This window comes from Mycobacterium malmoense (assembly GCF_019645855.1).
GTDB lineage: Bacteria > Actinomycetota > Actinomycetes > Mycobacteriales > Mycobacteriaceae > Mycobacterium > Mycobacterium malmoense.
In genome coordinates, this window is the sequence record NZ_CP080999.1 from 3,115,588 (window position 1) to 3,133,277 (window position 17,690).

18 protein-coding genes are annotated in these 17,690 nt (G+C 66.1%); 2 read left to right on the plus strand and 16 right to left on the minus strand.

Going from position 1 to position 17,690, the window contains the following annotated elements:
* Positions 1-350 precede the first annotated feature (350 nt).
* From K3U93_RS25250 to K3U93_RS25255, 5 genes are all read right to left on the minus strand, one after another.
* Entirely contained in the window at positions 351-482 is a 132-nt protein-coding gene (locus tag K3U93_RS25250) for a hypothetical protein (RefSeq protein WP_269142719.1), read from the minus strand.
* Positions 483-1,100: 618 nt separating this feature from the next.
* On the minus strand, positions 1,101-2,147 hold the full coding sequence (locus K3U93_RS14445) for an AAA family ATPase (RefSeq protein WP_071512039.1): 1,047 nt from the start codon (positions 2,145-2,147) through the stop codon (positions 1,101-1,103).
* A gap of 77 nt (positions 2,148-2,224) precedes the next feature.
* Complete coding sequence (locus K3U93_RS14450) at positions 2,225-3,472, minus strand: hypothetical protein (RefSeq protein WP_083012980.1); 1,248 nt, start codon at positions 3,470-3,472, stop codon at positions 2,225-2,227.
* 54 nt (positions 3,473-3,526) lie between these two features.
* The gene (locus K3U93_RS14455; protein WP_434084820.1) at positions 3,527-4,813 is read right to left on the minus strand and encodes a PGRS repeat-containing protein; all 1,287 of its coding nucleotides are present in this window, start codon (positions 4,811-4,813) and stop codon (positions 3,527-3,529) included.
* 194 nt (positions 4,814-5,007) lie between these two features.
* Positions 5,008-5,133 (minus strand): hypothetical protein, encoded by a 126-nt coding sequence (locus tag K3U93_RS25255; protein ID WP_254893634.1) that lies wholly within the window; start codon positions 5,131-5,133, stop codon positions 5,008-5,010.
* Positions 5,134-5,292: 159 nt separating this feature from the next.
* On the opposite strand from K3U93_RS25255, the gene K3U93_RS14460 reads away from it, so the two are divergent.
* Positions 5,293-6,207 carry a tyrosine-type recombinase/integrase gene (locus K3U93_RS14460; RefSeq protein ID WP_230981269.1) on the plus strand — a complete coding sequence of 305 codons (915 nt, stop codon included), beginning with the start codon at positions 5,293-5,295 and terminating at the stop codon, positions 6,205-6,207.
* 79 nt (positions 6,208-6,286) lie between these two features.
* On the opposite strand, the gene K3U93_RS14465 is transcribed toward K3U93_RS14460, so the two are convergent.
* The 7 genes from K3U93_RS14465 to K3U93_RS14495 form a co-directional block, all read right to left on the minus strand.
* On the minus strand, positions 6,287-6,652 hold the full coding sequence (locus tag K3U93_RS14465; protein WP_083012976.1) for a HepT-like ribonuclease domain-containing protein: 366 nt from the start codon (positions 6,650-6,652) through the stop codon (positions 6,287-6,289).
* Positions 6,649-7,092 carry an XRE family transcriptional regulator gene (locus K3U93_RS14470; RefSeq protein ID WP_071512036.1) on the minus strand — a complete coding sequence of 148 codons (444 nt, stop codon included), beginning with the start codon at positions 7,090-7,092 and terminating at the stop codon, positions 6,649-6,651. Before K3U93_RS14470 ends, K3U93_RS14465 begins: the two co-directional genes overlap by 4 nt.
* Positions 7,093-7,573: 481 nt before the next feature.
* Positions 7,574-8,296 carry a lysophospholipid acyltransferase family protein gene (locus K3U93_RS14475; RefSeq protein WP_220688540.1) on the minus strand — a complete coding sequence of 241 codons (723 nt, stop codon included), beginning with the start codon at positions 8,294-8,296 and terminating at the stop codon, positions 7,574-7,576.
* An 84-nt stretch (positions 8,297-8,380) separates the two neighbouring features.
* On the minus strand, positions 8,381-8,764 hold the full coding sequence (locus tag K3U93_RS14480) for a hypothetical protein (protein ID WP_071512034.1): 384 nt from the start codon (positions 8,762-8,764) through the stop codon (positions 8,381-8,383).
* Entirely contained in the window at positions 8,761-10,023 is a 1,263-nt protein-coding gene (locus K3U93_RS14485; protein WP_083012971.1) for an ArsA family ATPase, read from the minus strand. The genes K3U93_RS14480 and K3U93_RS14485 overlap by 4 nt, the downstream gene beginning before the upstream one ends.
* Positions 10,016-10,453, minus strand: coding sequence for an SRPBCC family protein (locus K3U93_RS14490; RefSeq protein ID WP_071512032.1), 438 nt, complete (start codon positions 10,451-10,453; stop codon positions 10,016-10,018). Before K3U93_RS14490 ends, K3U93_RS14485 begins: the two co-directional genes overlap by 8 nt.
* A 104-nt stretch (positions 10,454-10,557) precedes the next feature.
* A complete protein-coding gene (locus K3U93_RS14495; protein WP_083012982.1) occupies positions 10,558-10,947 on the minus strand; it encodes a polyketide cyclase / dehydrase and lipid transport in 390 nt (129 codons plus the stop codon).
* 146 nt (positions 10,948-11,093) lie between these two features.
* Here K3U93_RS14495 and K3U93_RS14500 point away from each other — a divergent pair, with 146 nt between their 5' ends.
* Entirely contained in the window at positions 11,094-12,896 is a 1,803-nt protein-coding gene (locus K3U93_RS14500) for an AMP-dependent synthetase/ligase (RefSeq protein WP_083012968.1), read from the plus strand.
* 145 nt (positions 12,897-13,041) lie between these two features.
* On the opposite strand, the gene pimB is transcribed toward K3U93_RS14500, so the two are convergent.
* The 4 genes from pimB to ripC all read right to left on the minus strand — a co-directional run bounded on the left by pimB (position 13,042) and on the right by ripC (position 17,636).
* The gene (pimB, locus tag K3U93_RS14505) at positions 13,042-14,184 is read right to left on the minus strand and encodes a GDP-mannose-dependent alpha-(1-6)-phosphatidylinositol monomannoside mannosyltransferase (RefSeq protein ID WP_083012966.1); all 1,143 of its coding nucleotides are present in this window, start codon (positions 14,182-14,184) and stop codon (positions 13,042-13,044) included.
* 65 nt (positions 14,185-14,249) lie between these two features.
* Positions 14,250-15,314 (minus strand): IS110 family RNA-guided transposase, encoded by a 1,065-nt coding sequence (locus tag K3U93_RS14510; protein WP_139797257.1) that lies wholly within the window; start codon positions 15,312-15,314, stop codon positions 14,250-14,252.
* 332 nt (positions 15,315-15,646) lie between these two features.
* Positions 15,647-16,462, minus strand: a complete 816-nt coding sequence (locus K3U93_RS14515; protein ID WP_083012944.1) for a gluzincin family metallopeptidase — start codon at positions 16,460-16,462, stop codon at positions 15,647-15,649.
* A 46-nt stretch (positions 16,463-16,508) separates the two neighbouring features.
* Complete coding sequence (ripC, locus tag K3U93_RS14520; protein WP_083012947.1) at positions 16,509-17,636, minus strand: peptidoglycan hydrolase RipC; 1,128 nt, start codon at positions 17,634-17,636, stop codon at positions 16,509-16,511.
* Positions 17,637-17,690 lie beyond the last annotated feature (54 nt).

Here is a 17,690-nt window from a genome sequence, read left to right on the forward strand (position 1 = left end):
GAGCACGCCGGCGCGTGCGGCAGGCGCGGTTGCCATTGGGCTCATTGCGGCAGTGAGAAAGGCGCCGGCTGCCGTACTTAGGCCGACCGCACGGCCACCACGGCGCGCCTTGGCGTGACGGCGATTCCGCCTCGTTGTGTGCTGTTTGCGTTTCATCTGCGAGCCTTCCTGTCATAGTCGATAAAACGATGCTTTGAGACACGGACCTGAAAAGAATTGAGCGCTAACAACTTCCGCGAGACACCGGGGCCAGGCTTGATTCGCTGGCCAGCAAGGCGAGTGGCTTTTCACCCCGGCGAATGGGTCCACCATGGTGTCGGCGGTGTCGGTGAGTTAAATGGTGAAGACGCTCATCTGGGGTAGTTGTGGGCCCCGTGACGGGCGGATGGGTACTGGGTCATCGGATCGGGGGCCGGGGCAGCGGCGCTGGCTAACGCGGCTGCGGCGGTGATGTGCGGGCGGGCTGCGAGATCCACGACCATCTCCTTTGAACGGTGAGTCGAAATCGGATGGTCAGAAGGTAGCTGAGAACCAGCTTAGTTTCGGCCGAGTTCGGGTGAGAGCGGTCAAGTCGGCTCGGCAAACATTGAGACTCGCAAACCATATAAAGTAAAGGAACCAATGCTTGCAGCGATTCAAAAAAGCCTAGAGTTAACCCCCCCCCCGAATTTTAGTTCAACACGCAACTACCAACAGCCGCACCCCAACACACATTTGCTCCACCCGTCCCGCACAACCAGCAAACCCCGACAAGACCCCATATACCCACCCACCGCTTTCGATACAACAGGCGTCACCATCCGCCGCCGGCCCCACCCGACCAACACGCCTCCCGATTTCGTCTCCGGCTTCCTGCCCACCCCACCTCACCAGCGACACAACTTGCCCCCGACCCGCAGTTCAACCACCTTCTCCCCCATGAGAACTCACGCCCTAAGCAAATACCCATGGACGCACAACGATTGGCGATCACCAGCTCACACCAGCGACCACCACCGAACTCAGAGCAACATGGGGAGGTTCGTGATCAACACGCCTGTCACCGAATTCAGAGCACCCGGGATTTCGGTGTTTCCGGGATCAGGGTCGGTACACCGAATTTAGGGTGTCACGGCTGGGCGCGCTGCGGCGATCGCGCGTCCCATGTCCGCTGCGCTGACGTTAAGAACGCACGGATCGGTGCGCACAAGCTGCTCGAGATCCTGGCGGCTAGGCGCCAGCCTGCGCAACCGGCGGGTCCGCGCACGCTGGCACACGGCGATCACGTCACCGACGTAACGGGCATTGCCGGCAACATCCAGCAGCGTGCCCGGGCCGTACGGGATCGCCCGCAACCGAGCTGCTTCAGCACCCAGCAACTGCCAGGCGGTGTCGTCGACGACGAGGTGTTCCTTGACAGCGAAGCGGTGTCCGAGGGCGACGATTTCTTCGGGGGTGTAGCTGGCGAAAGTCACGGTGAGGGGGAATCGAGCGGCCAACCCAGCATGAGCCGCCAAGAAGTCGCGCATCGGGCCGCCATAGCCGGCAAGGATGACCACAAGTTCGTTGCGGCACTGCGCCATACACGTCAGCAGCGTATTGATCGCCTCCACACCCCAAGCGCGGTCTTCGGTGTCGGGCACCAACCGATAAGCCTCATCGAAGAACAACACCCCGCCGCGCGCGTCCTCGCACACGTCCCTCATTCTCTTGGCCGCGCCCCGCGACAGATCGCCCCCGACGATGATGTCGTGGGCGTGGACCTCGGTGACCTGCGGGCGCGTGAGCGTGCCCACCCCGAACAACACCTCACCGATGACCCGGGCGAACGTCCTTTTCGCCGTACCCGGGGCGCCCAGAAACACCATATGGTTTCCCGCACACGACCTCACCACACCGCCATACTCGACACCACACTGGTCGAGCTCAAGCGCGGTGCACCACCCCGCGAACTGTTCTTTCGCCTCGACCACACCGATCAATTCATCGACACGCGCCCGCGCCCACTCAAGCACCTCCCGACACTCACCGGCCAGCACGACGCCCCCGCGCGCCTCCCCCATACCGGCACCGATAGCAACCGTCCGGCATCCCGGCTCCTCAAGCACCGCGCATGTCTCCGAGATCAACCGGATCAGCCGGCCCTCAACACCGACATCGCCCCACACCCCATCACCCCAGCAACAGCGAGAGGGGGTCAATTGCCGTCACCTCTCACCTACTACGCAGCAGGCCTTACCGGGACCTACAGTGCCGAGAGGATGTGCAGCGCGAGCGTTGAGAGGTCGACCGACAGCGTTGTCGCCATTGTTCCCAGCGTTCCCGTGACGTCCGCTCCCAACGACGGACCAAGCGAACCGGCGATATCGGTCACCATCGCCGGGTCGAAGCCCTTGAGCACATCAGCCGACAGACCGGGCAGCTCGGTTGTCAGAGTGCTGGCAGCCGGTGAGATTGCAGCGAGATCGGTCACGCTGGCAGCAGCGCCGCCGTTGGCCGCACCTAAGTAGCCTAAGTACTGATCCAAGTTAGCAACAAGGCTGTCGATGGTGCCCCGCAGAGATGGCCACCCAGTGACCAGCTGGTTAATGAAGTCCTGGGTTGCTGTGACGAGGCTGCCGCCCTTCACGATGTTCTGGGCGTCGGGAGCGACGATGTTGCCCGCAAGTACTTGGGAGATAATGTTCAGCTCGGTGTTGAGCGGGCCGCCTGCATAGGCTAGCAAGCCGCTGGAACTCGTAGGCGGGGTACCTACTCCGTTGAGGAAGCCGTTCGTTACGACGGCAGGGAGATTGAGCAGATTGGTCAATACGCCCAGCGGATCTCCGGCGCTCAATGCATCGTAAACACCTTGAATACCCTCACCAAATGACGCCACGGTATGTGATTCCGTATTGATGAGACCCAACAAAACAAATAAGCCAAGAAAGTTGATTGATCCTGCCGACGCGTTTGCAAATTCTTGCGCCATATAAGTGGGAATGAGCAGAATGTTCTCAAGCGGTGTCCCGATCGCAATAAGCGGAGCGGTCCACAATGCAACGTTGAATTGCGAAAGCGCGTCGGCGATGTCGCCTGCACGTAGGTCAGTGAGCGCCGTGTACATGACCGGTATTAAATCGTGAGTAACGTTACCCCCAGAGAAATATCTAGCGGCCCCCGCGGCGGAGAGTTGGTAGGCGCCGACGTAGTCGGAGGCGTACTGGATCCAGTTCGCGGCGACCTGTTGCGCGATTGGAAAAGGCATCTGCAGCCAGGCATCGCCAATCAATTGCAGATTACTGCCCGCCGTCGTGAGGGTGTCGATCCACGTTTGGATGGGGTTGACGACGTCATCGGCCAGGGCTACCGCGCGGTGCTGGGCATTGACCACGCTGCGCTGGATATCAGATGCGGCATCGGTGGACACCGTCGGTGTCAGGGCGATCAGGCTGGCACCTACCGCCGCGGCACCCGCGGTGACGAAGGGCCGGAGGGTTGCGAGCTGTTGCATGCGCTTTGTTCCTTTGCTGTCTGCGGTCTGAATATTCGCTACGTCCACTGGGTATTAACCAAGGCTCGAGCCGTCGCTGCCGGCCGTGCCGTTTTGGCCGAGGATCCCGCTGAAGCCACCGGCCCCGCCGTAGCCGCGCCAGTACCCGGAGATGCCATTACCCCCGTTGCCTCCATTGCCGGCCAATATCCCGCTGGAACCGCCGACACCGCCGTTACCGCCTTGCCCGTAAGCGCCGCCCACGCCGCCTGCGCCCCCGTTACCCCCGTTACCGACCAGTGCGCCGCCCATGCCGCCAGCCCCGCCACCTAAACCGCCGTAACCGCTCCCGCCCTGACCCCCGTTACCGCCGTTGCCGAACAGCAAGCCAGCGGCACCACCGGCACCGCCGTAACCGCCGTAACCGCTGCCCGCGCCGGTACCGCCAATGCCCCCGGCACCGCCATTCCCCATCAGCAAGCCGCCGGCGCCACCGACACCGCCAACACCGCCTCGACCACTCGCGGGGCTGAAACCGGCGCCGCCCATGCCGCCGTTGCCGATCAGCCCGGCGGAACCGCCAGCAAAACCGGTGGTGTGCGCAGCGGTACCGGCCGCACCCGACCCGCCATCCCCGAACAAGAACCCGCCATCTTGGAGGTTGCCGAACCACCCGGTTTGGCCTATCAGCGAGGTATTGGGGCCGTTGAAGCCATTGACGCCGTTGCCGATCAGATCGCGCCCGAATAAATCGGCGAACGGCACATTGATCACGCCGTCGATTTGTTGGCCGGCTGGGCTGGCAATCCACGACTCGCCGGCCGTGTGAATCGTGTTATAGAACGTGTCGAACGCGCCATACACGAGTTGATTGAGCTCAACATTCCCAGCAGGGCTAGCCGCACCCAGACCGCCAACATTCAGGGCGGCAGCAGCACCGGCATGCACACCATCGAAGCTGGCGCCTAGCGCACCGACATTGAAGGCGGCAGCACTGGCATTAATGCTGCTAGTAATGCCCTCAAGCGCGGCCGTGTGAATGCCGTCGAAAGCGGCCGTGCCGACACCAAGGCCCTCGAAAGCCGCCGCGGTGCCCGCAGTAACACCCTCAAGAGCCGCGGTGCCCGCATTAATACCCTCAAGAGCAGCCTGACTGGCAGCCCCCATCACCGGCTGAATGATGGGATCGATGATCATGTCCAGCACACCCGCACGAGCCGCAGGCGCGGCAACAACTGGAGCCATCGCGGCAGTCAGAAAAGCACCGGCAGCCGCACCCAAACCGACCACACGACCCCGGTGACGCGCCTGCGCCTTCAACCACCGGCGATGACGCCTCATACTGTGCTGCTTGCGTTTCATCTGCGAGCCTTCCTGTCATAGTCGATAAAACGATGCTTTTGAGACACGGACCTGAAAAGAATTGAGCGCTAACGACTTCCGCGAGACACCGCAGCCACGCTTGCTTCGCTGGCCAACAAGGCGAGTCGCTTTTCACCCCGGCGAACAGGCCAACATAGTGTTGGCGGTGTCGGTGAACTAAACGGTGGACACGCTCATCTGGCGTAGTCGTGGGCCCCGTGAAGACCGGATGGGTGCTGGGCCATCGGACCGGGAGCCGGGGCAGCGGCGCTGGCTAACGCGGCTGCGGCGGTGATGTGCGGGCGGGCTGCGAGCTGCACGACCATCTCCTTTAAGCGTTCTGGATAACGACACGCTGAACGTACTCGAAAAGTATGTTGAGCAGACCGCGCCACAAAACAGGTAATTAACTGCAAGTTTTATGAATTTGCAGCAAAAAAACCCACCCACGATGAACAAAAAATTATTATCATTCTGAAATGCTTGACACCGCCGCCACACCCGATGACCTGGTGACACTGCTGCCCAGTTGGCAGCTGGCGATGCAGGCCGACCGCAAAGCGCCTTACACCATCGACTCCTACGTCCGAGGCACGCGCTACTACCTCACCTGGTGTGCGGCCGAGCTGGATGAACACCCCTTCACCAAACCCACGCTGCAGCGGTGGACCACCTACATCCTCGACTCCGGCGCCGAGCCGGCCACCGCCCGTATCCGCCAGCAGGCCGTCCGCCGCTTCGCCGCGTGGCTGACCGATGAGGGAAAGATCGAAGAGAACCCCTTCCTCGGCCTTAAGGCACCCAAACTCGACACCAAGCTTGTGGAACGCCTCAGCGACGACGAACTGCGCCTGATGCTCAAGGCGTGCGCCGGCAAGGAGCTCCACGACCGCCGCGACGAGGCCTGCCTGCGCCTCCTCGTCGAGACCGGGATGCGCGCAGGCGAACTACTGGCGTTGTCGGTACATGACGTCGACCTCGCCGCGGGCGTGGTCACCATCCGTAAAGGCAAGGGCGGCAGAGGTCGTCACGTCCCGTTCGAAGCGCATACCGGTGCGGCCATTGACCGCTATCTGCGCGTACGCAAACACCACCCGCTCAGTGACACACCGGCATTGTGGCTCACGGAAACGGGCGGCCGGGCTCGGCTGGGCTACTACGGTCTGCGGGTCTCGCTCCTGGCACGCGCCACAGCGGCAGGCGTCGAGGGCTTTCATATACATAGGCTCCGCCACACCTTTGCGAGCCGGTATTTGTCCCTTGGTGGCAGCGAGGGCTCCCTGATGCAGGTGGCCGGCTGGCGCACCCGGCAAATGGTGGACCGCTACAGTCGAGACACCGCCGCCGAACGCGCCATCACCGAAACACGGCGCTTGAGGCTGGGCGACCTGTGAAACGAATGGCCGTTACCGCCGTGGTGTATTCGAGGAAGCCTGCGTGGGGTTAAGCCCGTCAGTTTGACGGGTCGAAACCTTACCCGCCCTCGGCATCGATGAGGATCTCCCGGATACGGGCGGCCTCGGCGGGCAGACGATGCGCCAGGGCGTTCCAAATGATTTCGTAGTCCACATGGTCGTATTTGTGAGCGACGACGTTGCGGGTCGCCTTCATGCTGCGCCAAGCCACCTCCGGGTGAACGGCGATGAATTCCTCGGGTAAGCGGGCGACGGCTTCACCGATCTTGTGCAGGATGGCCTCGGCCGCTAACCGTAACGCTTCGTCGGAGTCATAGGCACCCTTGCCGCGGGCAACAAGCCGGGCCGCGGTGTCGGTGAACCGGGTGATGTCACGAAGAGTGCGTACGACACGGTCGGCACCGGAGCCGGATGATTCGCTCACAGCGGACGCGCCTCGGCGGCGATGGACGTAGCCTGGCCGCCGAGCCCGCGTTCGGACACGACATCGACGTGCAGCCCGGTGAGTTCTTCCAAGTCTGCGGTCAGATCGGCCAGGTCAAAGACATCGGCATCGGACGCGAAACGCACCATCAGGTCGATATCGCTGCCGGATACGTCATCGCCCCGGGCGGCGGAACCGAAGACGCGCACCCGGCCGGCTTTGTGTTGGCGCGCAAGAGCAATGATGGCGTCTCGATGTTTGGCGAGCACCACCGAGGGCCGGGGCTTTGCGGCGGCGCCGAGTCTGTCGAGCATGGCCGCCGACGGAATGCGTTGTCCGCTTTCGTAAGCCGCGATGTTGGGCTGTGCGACACCGGAGCGGGCGGCAAGCTCGTCTTGCGTTAGCCCCGCTGACCGCCGCAGGTCTCCCACGTCGCTCATACCGCGGTATCATATCACTTGATATGACGACGGTCGGTCGCCGGCCAGCATCGTTGCTGACGCAATCAACCCATACGAGCATTGAAACGGGCCGCCGGCCACCTTTACTCCAGCAAACACAAATAACTTCGATATATGTCCTGTCAGATGCCTATCTCGATCCAATAACGGTCAACAAGAATGCAAGACGCCTTGCTACCGTCGGGTAGTTTCATACTGAACTATCACGGTGGTGAGGGGAGTTTGCTGTCCGATGCGCCTAAGGCCTTGCTACCAGCAAGCTCTCGACTTCACAAAGATTGCGAGCATGCAGTCGCATGGCGTGATCTGCCAATGCCCATCGAAAGTCCCACGACCTCACGTTCTTTTCGAGTATGTACAGTGACCGCCCCAACGTCCCCGCTAGAGCTGCTCAGGGCCCGCAAAAAACGCACTCGCCGGCGGAGCCGGCCGGGGCGGCCGTACCGACGGTCTTACTCAACTAACCGACGGCGGTCTCGGGGATCCGGGCGGCCTCATCGGTGGCGCCGTCGCCGCGTTCCTTGACGCTGGCGGCGTAGATGTCGACGTACTCCTGGCCCGAGAGGCCCATCAACTCATAGATCACCTCGTCGGTGACGGCCCGCTCGATGAAGCGGTTGCCGGCCAGGCCCTCGAATCGGGAGAAGTCCATCGGCTTGCCGAATCGGACGGTGACCCTGCCGAAGCGCAACATCGTGCTGCCCGGCGGGTTGACGACGTCGGTGCCGATCATCGCCACCGGGATCACCGGGACGCCGGTCTCCAGCGCCAGCCGGGCCGGCCCGGTCTTGCCCTTGTACAGCCGGCCGTCGGGCGAGCGGGTGCCCTCGGGGTACATGCCCAGCAGCTTGCCCTGATCCAGCAGCCGCTGGGCGGTGTGCAGCGCGGCCTGCGCGGCGTCGGAGTCGGCACGGTCGATGGGCACCTGCCCGACGGCGGTGAAGAACCAACGACTGAACCAGCCCTTGAGCCCGGTGCCGGTGAAATATTCGGCCTTCGCCAGGAAGGTGATCCGGCGGCGCACCACCAACGGAAGGTAGAAGCTGTCCATCACCGCCAGGTGATTACTGGCCAGGATCACCGGCCCGGAACTCGGAACGTATTGCAGGCCTTCGACTTTCGGCCGACCGAGCAGGGTGAGCAACGGGCCCAGGAGGATGTACTTGAATAGCCAGTACCACATGGCCCTCCCTCTCGCCCGCCACCGATGGTGTTCTGCGCCAACTGTACCGACCCGCGGCGCAACCGACCACCTTCTCCCGGCGCGTCACTCCTCGACGGTGACCGGGATGGGCTGGTAACGGGTCTTGGCGACGGTGGCTTCAGCGTCTGGCTCGCCACGCACGCCCCCACCGGGCGGGCCGTCCGGCGGCGGTTTGGCCGACCGGTCGATGTCGTCGACGATGCCGCGGATCACCTCCAGCAGAGCGACGCTGTGGTCGGCGATCACGGTGAGCAACGGGTGCTGGTCGCCGGTCGCCAACGCGGCCAGCGCGCACACCGGACACCACACCTGCTGGCACTTACCGGTCCCGACTCCCCCGCCCGCCGCCAACGCGGCCGCCGTCCGCACCGCGGGATCGATTCCGTCCAGGATCGCCTGGGCGAGCCTGCGCAGCTCGGGACCGATATCGGGATGAGCCCCACTCACCTAGGCCACACCTCCGGATCCGGTCGGAAACGAACTATCAGCTCACCGCCCCGCAGGCGCGCGTCCAGCACCGTGCACCGCCGCAGCACGGACGCCAACCGAACCCTGCGCCGCAACCCGCCGGCGGTGATGATGAGGTCGTCGTCGACCCGGCCCAGCGTCAACGCTGAAGGATCGAGTTGGGGCAACGTTAGCCGCATACGGTATATCGACCCAAGCCCCGACCCGGACTCGAGGTCCACGACGGGACGCAGCGGCCCCGGCGGCGGCGCCCCGCTCCGGCGGCGTGCGCCGTCGAGCAGCGCGCCCAGCGCCTTGGGACCGATCGGCTCGCCGGACAGGTGCGGCGTCAGCGCCAGCGCCACGTCCCCGATGGTGGCCTCGAGTTCGTCGAGCACGGCGCGTTGCTCCGAGATGCGCTCGGCATACCACGAGAACGCCGGGTGGTCGGGCAGGTTGCGGTACTCGTAGGACTCGTCCTCTACCAGCACCTGGTTGACGATCAGCTCCTCGACCCGCACACCCATCAGCGCCAACGAACCCAGCGTCCGGACCGCCTCGGCGGCGACCACCCGCTCGGGGGTCAGCACCAGGTGCGCGCCGACCAGTTCGCCGTCGGTCAGCAACGCCCCGAGCGCCTCGACGCTGGCGCTGATGCGCTCGAGCAGTTCCACCACCGCGGCCGAGCGGGCGTCGTCGGCGGCGATGGACAGCCGGCGATGGCGCGGCCACGCGCGCTCCACGTAGAGCCCGAAGGTGGCGGGCAGCGTCAACATTCGCAACGCGTCCGCGGTCGAGGCGCAGTCGACGACGACGCGGTCCCACCGCCCGGAGGCGGCGAGCTCACCGACGGCGTGCAAGCCGAGCACTTCCTGAACGCCCGGCAACGCCGAGAGTTCTTCGGGGGCAATGGTGCTCAGCTCGGAATTGGGAAACCGCCGATCCAAAGTGTCGACCACGCCAAGCCACCGGGCCTCGAGCAGGGCCAGGGTGTCCAACGCCAGCGCGTCGAGAAAGCCACCGCCCGCCTCGGCGTCATCGGCGAACACCCGAACCAGTTCAGTGTTGCCGCTCGGTGGGACGGGGACGGCAAGCACGTCGCCCAGCGAGTGCGCCTGGTCGGTGGACACCAGCAGCACCCGCTGCCCCGCGCCCGCATCACAGACCGCGGTAGCGGACGCCAACGTGGATTTTCCTACCCCGCCCTTGCCAACGAAGAGACTGATCCGGGCCGGGGTCGGCGGCGCGGACTCACTCAGCCTCGACTCGTTTCTTCAGATCCTTCAATGCGGTGTCGATCAGCCTGCGCTCGGCCTTGCGTTTGAGCAGCCCGAGCATTGGGACGGCAAGGTCCACCGAGAGTTCGTAGGTGACGTCGGTGCCAGATCCCTTGGGCGCCAAGCGATATGAGCCTTCAAGCGAACGCAGCAGCGAACTGGAGACCAGGGTCCAGCTCAGCGACTGGCGGTCTTGCGGCCATTCGTAGGACATCACCAGGGTGTCTTTGATGACGCCGGCGTCCATCACGAATCGCACGACCTTCGGGTAGCCGTCGGCGCCCCTTTCTTGCACCTCGGCTTCCTTGTACTCCGAGATCCACTCCGGGTAGGAGTCGATGTCGGCGATCACCTTCAGCACCGTGCCGGGATCCGCTTCGATGTGAATGGTCTGCGTCGTCTTCTCCGCCACCTGGCTACTGCCCTCTCTCCCGCAAGCGGGTAGGTTCGCGACGCGCGCGACTACCTCGGCCTCCGGCCCGAAACGGTACTCTCCCCGCCGAACCTCGACCGGAGTTAAACTACCGGAGAAACCCCGACCGGACGCGACCGTTCCACCGTCCTCTTGACCTCGAAGGCCATTTTCTTGCCGGCCACCCGGCGGCGGTGTGTCATTTTCGCCAGGTTCAGCTTGGCCAGCTGCCAGGCCGCCACGCCGGTGGGCTCGGCGTGCAGGAAGTAGTGCAGCACAACGCCGTCCAGCGACGGCTCCAGCCAGATCTCCATGGTGCCGGTCAGCGCGCCGGTGACCGACCACCGGATGCCCTTTTCGGCACGATCCTCGACAACCTGCAGCCGCAGGTCCGGCCACCACCGACGCCAGCACGACCGATCGGCGACCGCGGCGCCGACCCGCGCGCCGTCGGCGGCGACGAACGTCTGGTCGGCGATCTGGATGCTGTTCACCACCCCAGCTTCACACACCAACCCGAACCGCTCTTCCGAGGGCACCGCAATCCGGCTGCTCGGCCATGCTGCGCGAATGCGCGGATTAGGCTGGGCGACAGCAAGCCGGCCCGCGAGGGGTCACTAGCCGAACGAGGTCATCGAAAGTGCGTGAGTACAGCGTCCCCGCCCGCTTTTCCGTCGGCGAGCACGAAAACATCGCCGCCATGGTCTTCGACCACGAGCGCGACGATCCCGGCTTCGTCATCTTCCGACGTCAGATCGACGGCGTGTGGACCGACGTCACGTGCGCCGAGGCGGCCGGCCAGGTTCGCTCCGCGGCGCTGGGTTTGATCTCGCTCGGGGTGCGCGCCGGCGACCGGGTGTCCATCTTTTCGGCCACCCGCTACGAGTGGGCGATCCTCGACCTGGCGATCCTGTCCGTCGGCGCGGTCACCGTCCCGATCTACGAGACGTCGTCGGCCGAGCAGGTGCGCTGGGTGCTGCAGAATTCGGAAGCGGTGTTGGCGTTCGCCGAGACCGACGCGCACGCGGCGATGGTCACCGAACTCACCGCCGAGCTGCCCGCCCTGCGCCGGGTGCTGCACATCGACGGCTCGGGTCCCAAGGCGCTCGACCAGCTGGTCGAGGCCGGCGCGTCGGTTGACCCGGCGGAGCTCACCGCGCGGTTAGAGGCATTGCGCGCCGACGACCCGGCGACGCTCATCTACACGTCGGGCACCACCGGACGGCCCAAGGGGTGTCAGCTCACCCATTCGAACCTGCTCTACGAGACCCGGGGCGCCAAGGAGTGCCTCCCGACGCTGCTGGCCGAGGGGCAGCGGCTGTTGATCTTCCTGCCGCTGGCCCACGTGCTGGCCCGGTCGCTGACCTTGTCGGCGTTCGCCAACAAGGTGACCGTCGGGTTCACCAGCGACATCAAGAACCTGCTGCCGATGTTCGCGGTGTTCAAGCCGACGGTGGTGGTGTCGGTGCCGCGGGTGTTCGAGAAGGTCTACAACACCGCCGAGCAAAACGCCGTCAACGACGGTAAGGGGCGGATCTTCGCGATGGCCGTGCAGACCGCGGTCGACTGGAGTCAGGCCCAGGACGACGGCGGACCCGGGCTGGTGCTGCGCGCCAAGCACGCCTTGTTCGACCGGCTGGTCTACCACAAGCTGCGCGCCGCGCTGGGCGGCGACTGCCACGCGTCCGTCTCGGGTGGCGCGCCGCTGGGCGCGCGACTGGGTCACTTCTACCGCGGTGTGGGCCTGACCATCCACGAGGGCTACGGCCTGACCGAGACCAGCTCGGCCATCACTGTCAACCAGGTCGGCAGGGTCAAGATCGGGACCGTGGGAACGCTGTTGCCCGGCAACAGCATGCGCATCGCCGAGGACGGCGAGCTGTTGGTGCGCGGCGGTGTGGTGTTCAGCGGCTACTGGCGCAACGAGCAGGCCACCGGCGAGGCCTTCACCGACGGCTGGTTCAAGACCGGCGACCTGGGCGCGCTCGACGAGGACGGCTTCTTGAAGATCACCGGCCGCAAGAAGGAGATCATCGTCACCGCCGGCGGCAAGAACGTCGCCCCCGCCGTGCTGGAGGACCAGCTGCGGGCGCACCCGCTGATCAGCCAGGCCATGGTCGTTGGGGACGCCAAGCCGTTCATCGGCGCGCTGATCACCATCGATCCCGAGGCGTTCGACGCCTGGAAGCAGCGCAACCACAAGCCGGCCGGCGCGTCGGTGGGCGATCTGGTCACCGACCCCGACCTGGTCGCCGAGATCGACGCGGCCGTCAAGCACGCCAACCTGGCGGTGTCGCACGCCGAGTCGATCCGCAAGTTCCGCATCCTGCCCGTCGACTTCACCGAGGACACCGGCGAGCTGACCCCGACGATGAAGGTCAAGCGCAACGTGGTGGCCGAGAAGTTCGCCTCCGACATCGAGGCGATCTACGAAAAGGACTAGCCGCCCGGGTCTTCGAGCGTCACGCCAGCGTGGCGCTGACTGCCGAGCGTCACGCCAGCGTGGCGCTGACTGCCGAACGTCACGCCAGCGTGGCGCTGACTGCCGAACGTCACGCTAGCGTGACGCTCGGCGGCCTTAGCCGGCCTTAACCGCGCAGCAGGTCGGCCAGGCGGGCGGCCAGCGTGTCCCAGCGCCACTGCGACGTCACCCACTCGCGCCCGGCCGCGCCCATGGCGGCGGCACGGTCGCGATCGCTCAGCACCTCGGTGACGGCATCGGCGACCTTACCCACCGAACGGCCGTCGACCACCAGCCCAGTCTTGTTGTGCTGCACGGTTTCTGGAGCTCCGCCCGATAGGCCGGCAATCACCGGCACGCCGCTGGCCGAGGCCTCCAGGAAGACGATGCCCAGCCCCTCGACGTCCATGCCGGCGCCTCGGGTGCGGCATGGCATCGCGAACACGTCGGCCAGCGCGTAGTGCGCGGGCAGCTCGGCGGCCGGCACGCCGCCGGTGAACGTCACGTGGTCGGCCACCCCGCAACCCTGGGCCAGCTTGCGCAGCGCTGGCAGATACGGACCGCCGCCGACCACCACCAACGCGGCCCCGTCGACGCGTCGCCGGATCGACGGCAACGCCTTGATCAGCGCGTCCTGGCCTTTGCGCGGCACCAGCCGCGACAGGCACACCACGGTGGGCCGCTCGCCCAGCCGGTAGCGGTCACGCAGCTCGGCGCGGGCGGCCGGGTCGGGACGGAACCGGTCGGTGTCCACCCCGGGCGGCAGGTGTTCCAGCCTCGCCGCCGGCCCGAACGCCGACGCGAACCGGGAGCGGGTATAGCGGCTGACGAACGTCACGACGTCGGTGCTGTCGCCGATGCGCCGCAGCACCGATCGCGCGACCGGAAGCATCGACCAGCCCACTTCGTGGCCGTGCGTGCTGGCCAGCACCCGGCTCGCCCCGGCCTGTCGGGCACGCCGGGCCAGCAGCGCCAACGGCGCGGCGGCGCCGAACCAGACGGTGTCGATGCCCTGCTCGGCGATCAGCCGGCGCATCCGGGCATCCACCGTCGGGCCGGGCAGCATCAGCGTGCCCGGATGGCGCACCACCCGATAGCCGGCGGCCCCTTTGGCCGAGCGGTCAAAGGCGTCGGCACCCTTCCATTGCGGCGCGTATACGGTCACGGAATGCGGTCCGCCGACCAGCCGGCCCACGAACTCGCCCAGGTAGGACTGGATGCCGCCCGGGCGGGGCGGAAAGTCGTTGGTTACCAGCAGGACCCGGCTCACCTGCGTCAGGCTAACGGGTCTCTCGGGTCTCGCCAGTGCCTCCCTCGCGAGCAGTAGCTCCTATGTCAAGCTGCGCTGGGTTGGGTGCGGGCTTGGTAGTCCTTGAGGAGTCGGCGGTAGACGTTGCGGGATATGCGGCGTTTGATGCAGCGTCGTGCTGCGGCTTTGGTTTTTCCGTTGGCGATAAGCCGTTGGTAGTAGGCGTGGGTTTCGCTACTGGTGATGCGGATCTGGGTGAGGGCGATGCGATGGATGGCGGTGTTGATTTGGCGGTTACCCGAGCGGCTTAATCGCACTTGACCTTCGGTGTTGCCTGACCATACCGGGATGGGGGCTATTCCGGCGTGGCAGGCGAAGGCGGCCTCGCTTTTGAACCTGTCCACTGCGGCGGCTTCGCCGACGATTTTGGCCGCGGTCAGCTCTGCGCAGCCGGGAATGTCGAGCAGTGTGGGAGCCACGTCGCGGACCCGCTCACCGAGGCGCTTTTCTAGGGTGTCGATCTCGGTGGTGAGTCGGATGATGTCGGCGAGCTCGGCGCGCGCCATTTCGGCCACCACGCCTGGCTGGGTGTCCAGCCAGGCCGCTAGGGCTTGCTGGTGTTTGATCGCTCTAAGCGCACGCGGTGCTGGCTCGCGCTCGGGGTCGAGCTCGTGGACATGCCAGCGCAGCCGACTGATCGTCGACGTGCGGTGGGCGACAAGGACATCACGGCGATCGGTGAGCAACTTCAACTCCCGCGAGATTTCATCATGGGAAGCGACGGGCAGGTCGGGTTCGCGCAGCACCGCCCGCGCCACCGCCTGGGCATCGATCGGATCGGACTTACCCCGGGTCCGCGCCGACTTACGCACCGCGTGCATCAACTTCGTCGGCACCCGCACCACCTGCTGCCCGGCGCTCAACAGGTCGCGCTCTAGGCGCGCGGACATATTCCGGCAGTCCTCGATACCCCAGATCAGTGCGGTACCGAACTGCTCACGGGCCCATAGGACAGCCAGGGTGTGACCGGCTGTGGTGGCCTTGACCGTCTTCTCACCAAGCTTGCGGCCGACCTCATCAACGGCGACAAAGGTGTGTTTGCGCTTGTGCACATCAGCTCCAACAACAACCATGAAGGTTGCCTCCTTCACTTCCTGGATGGGGGTGTTGAGGTTGGGCCGGTCGGCGGACACATCTCAGTCGGGGCGAATGCCAGGCTCCTATCAAGTCACGCCGGCCGGTCCATCTCACCGGTGCCGGCACTACTGCTCAACGCCAACCCGCAGGCGGCAACACAAAATCGAGCCAGACACCAGTGATCCGGAACCAACCACCACGCGCGGCACCTGTCACGAAGACACGCCCCAACACGGCACACCCACCCTGACACTAAGACGCAGAATCGCACCGAGAAGCCGCGGTTTGTGCGAGTCTGCGTCTGCTCGCGAGGGGGAGGTGCCCCCTGCTCGCGAGGGGGGAGGACCTACCCGCGCAGCCACTGCTGCCAGCGCGTGAGCAGCCCGGCGGGATCGGTGCCCAGCACGTCGCGGAAGGCGCCCGGCAGGTCGGCGTGCCCGGCACCACACGCGGCCAGGTACAACACGCGCAGCTTCGGCGTCCCGTAGGTGTCGGCGACGAAACGGGCGAACCACCACGCGCGGTCATACGCCGACGAGCGCTGCGGCCCGGGCGTGTCCAGGTCGGTGTCCGACGGCAGCGTCAGCGCAACCGACGGCGCGTCGGGCGGCACCGGGGTGATCGGCCGGGCCACGAAATCGGCGACGCCTTCCGTAAGCCACCGAGGCGCGTCCAGCGCGGTGTCGCCGCGCGCCGCGTAATGAAAAAGCTCGTGGGTCAACACAATTCGCAGCGCCGATTCGCTCATGTTGGCCGCGCCCGGCGCGAACACAATCCGCTGGCCAACCGCCACCCGGTGAACGGGATCGACGCGGTCGACGACCGTCACCGCCGCGATATCGGCCCACTGCGACGCCGACCCGCCGCCGGCGACGGCGCGGAACTGTTCGTCCGAGCCGGCGGCCACCACCGAGATATCCCGCGGCCAATCGACCCCCCAGAACGCCTCCACCTTGTCGACCGCGACGCCGATATCCGACGCGACACGCGACAGCAGGCGATCGGCCACCGGGCCGCCGAGACCAACCAACCGGACCGCACGGTCGCCCACAACCAGGGGCCCCGCCGCGGCGCTCGGGTGGCCATACGCGGCCGGCGGAGCGGGCCGTGAGACGGCGTGCAATGGCACGGCCGCGGCCACGATCAGCTCGACAGCGAACAGCCCGGCCAGCAGGCGCCGCCAACCGGGCGACGCCCGGCCGGGAAGCTCAGTAGCGGCGGGCGTCGTAGATCGGACCAGAAGAGTTCATCGGCACCACCCGCACCGGCACGCCGTAGGTGGAGGAATGGATCATCATGCCGTCGCCGACGTAGATCCCGGCATGTGACGCGTCGGAATAGAAGGTCAGCACGTCGCCGGGCTGCAGATCCGACAGCGCCACCGGCTGGCCGCCGTGGGCCAGCGCCTGGCTGGAGTGCGGCAGCGAGATGCCGGCCTGCTGGAACGCCCACATCACCAATCCGGAGCAGTCGAACCCGCCCGGTGCGGCACCGCCCCACGCGTACGGCGCCCCGACCTGGGTCAAGGCCGCTTGCACGACGGTCCCGCGGTCGCCGCCGCCGGGAAGCATTCCGGGCAGTCCGCCGGGCGGCGGGGCCTCACCCGGTGCCTGCCCGCCGGGTGGCGGCGCGCCGGGCGGCAACGCCTGCGGCGCCGGGCCACCCGCCGGGAGGGGCCCGGGCTCGGCGAGCGCGGTGCGCTGCTGCGGCGACAGGGCCAGGTACTGCGACTTGACGACGGCGATCTGCACCTGCAGCTGGCTCTGCTTGGACTGCAGGCTCGCCCGGACCGCGGCCGCCTGCTCGGCCGCGCTCTTCGCGTCGGCGGCGGACTTGGCGGACGCCTGCTCGGCCGCGGCGGCCTGCTCACCGGCAACCCGGTAACCCGCCATCTGCGTGCGCATTTGGGTCGCCATCAACCGCTGCACGGCCAGCTTGTCGATCAGGCCCTGGGGTGATTGCGCGGTCAGCATGGCCTCCATGCCGTCGACCCGACCACCCATGTACGTCGCCGCGGCAAGCTTGTTGACAGCGCCCTGGAATGCGGCCAGGCGGGCCTTCGCCCCGTCCACGGCCGCCTGGTCATCGGCGTGCTTCTTCTCCGCCGCGCGCTCGGCCGCCAGCTTGTCGTTCAGGTCGAGCTGGGCGCTGTGCATCGCCTCCGTGGTCTGTTCGGCCTGGCGAGACAGCTCGGTGAGCTTTGCCAGCGCGTCATCCGCCGGATCGGCCACCGAATTCGCGGCAAGGATTCCCGAGAAGACGGTCAAGCCCGCTAACGTACCGAGGGCGGAACGTGTGAGGACACGCGCACACGGGTACCTAAGGACGAGCCTCAAAATTTTGCTTCCTTAAACGGCCATCGACGGGGCGCCGTCGAGCTGGGTTTAGGT

Excerpts from the sequence above, each read along its gene's own strand:
- K3U93_RS14475 (WP_220688540.1), bottom strand. The coding sequence starts at position 8,296 with ATGTGGTACTGGCTATTCAAGTACATCCTCCTGGGCCCGTTGCTCACC.
- K3U93_RS14455 (WP_434084820.1), bottom strand. The coding sequence starts at position 4,813 with ATGAAACGCAAGCAGCACAGTATGAGGCGTCATCGCCGGTGGTTGAAG.
- K3U93_RS25250 (WP_269142719.1), bottom strand. The coding sequence starts at position 482 with ATGGTCGTGGATCTCGCAGCCCGCCCGCACATCACCGCCGCAGCCGCG.
- K3U93_RS14450 (WP_083012980.1), bottom strand. The coding sequence starts at position 3,472 with ATGCAACAGCTCGCAACCCTCCGGCCCTTCGTCACCGCGGGTGCCGCG.
- K3U93_RS14470 (WP_071512036.1), bottom strand. The coding sequence starts at position 7,092 with ATGAGCGACGTGGGAGACCTGCGGCGGTCAGCGGGGCTAACGCAAGAC.
- K3U93_RS14460 (WP_230981269.1), top strand. The coding sequence starts at position 5,293 with ATGCTTGACACCGCCGCCACACCCGATGACCTGGTGACACTGCTGCCC.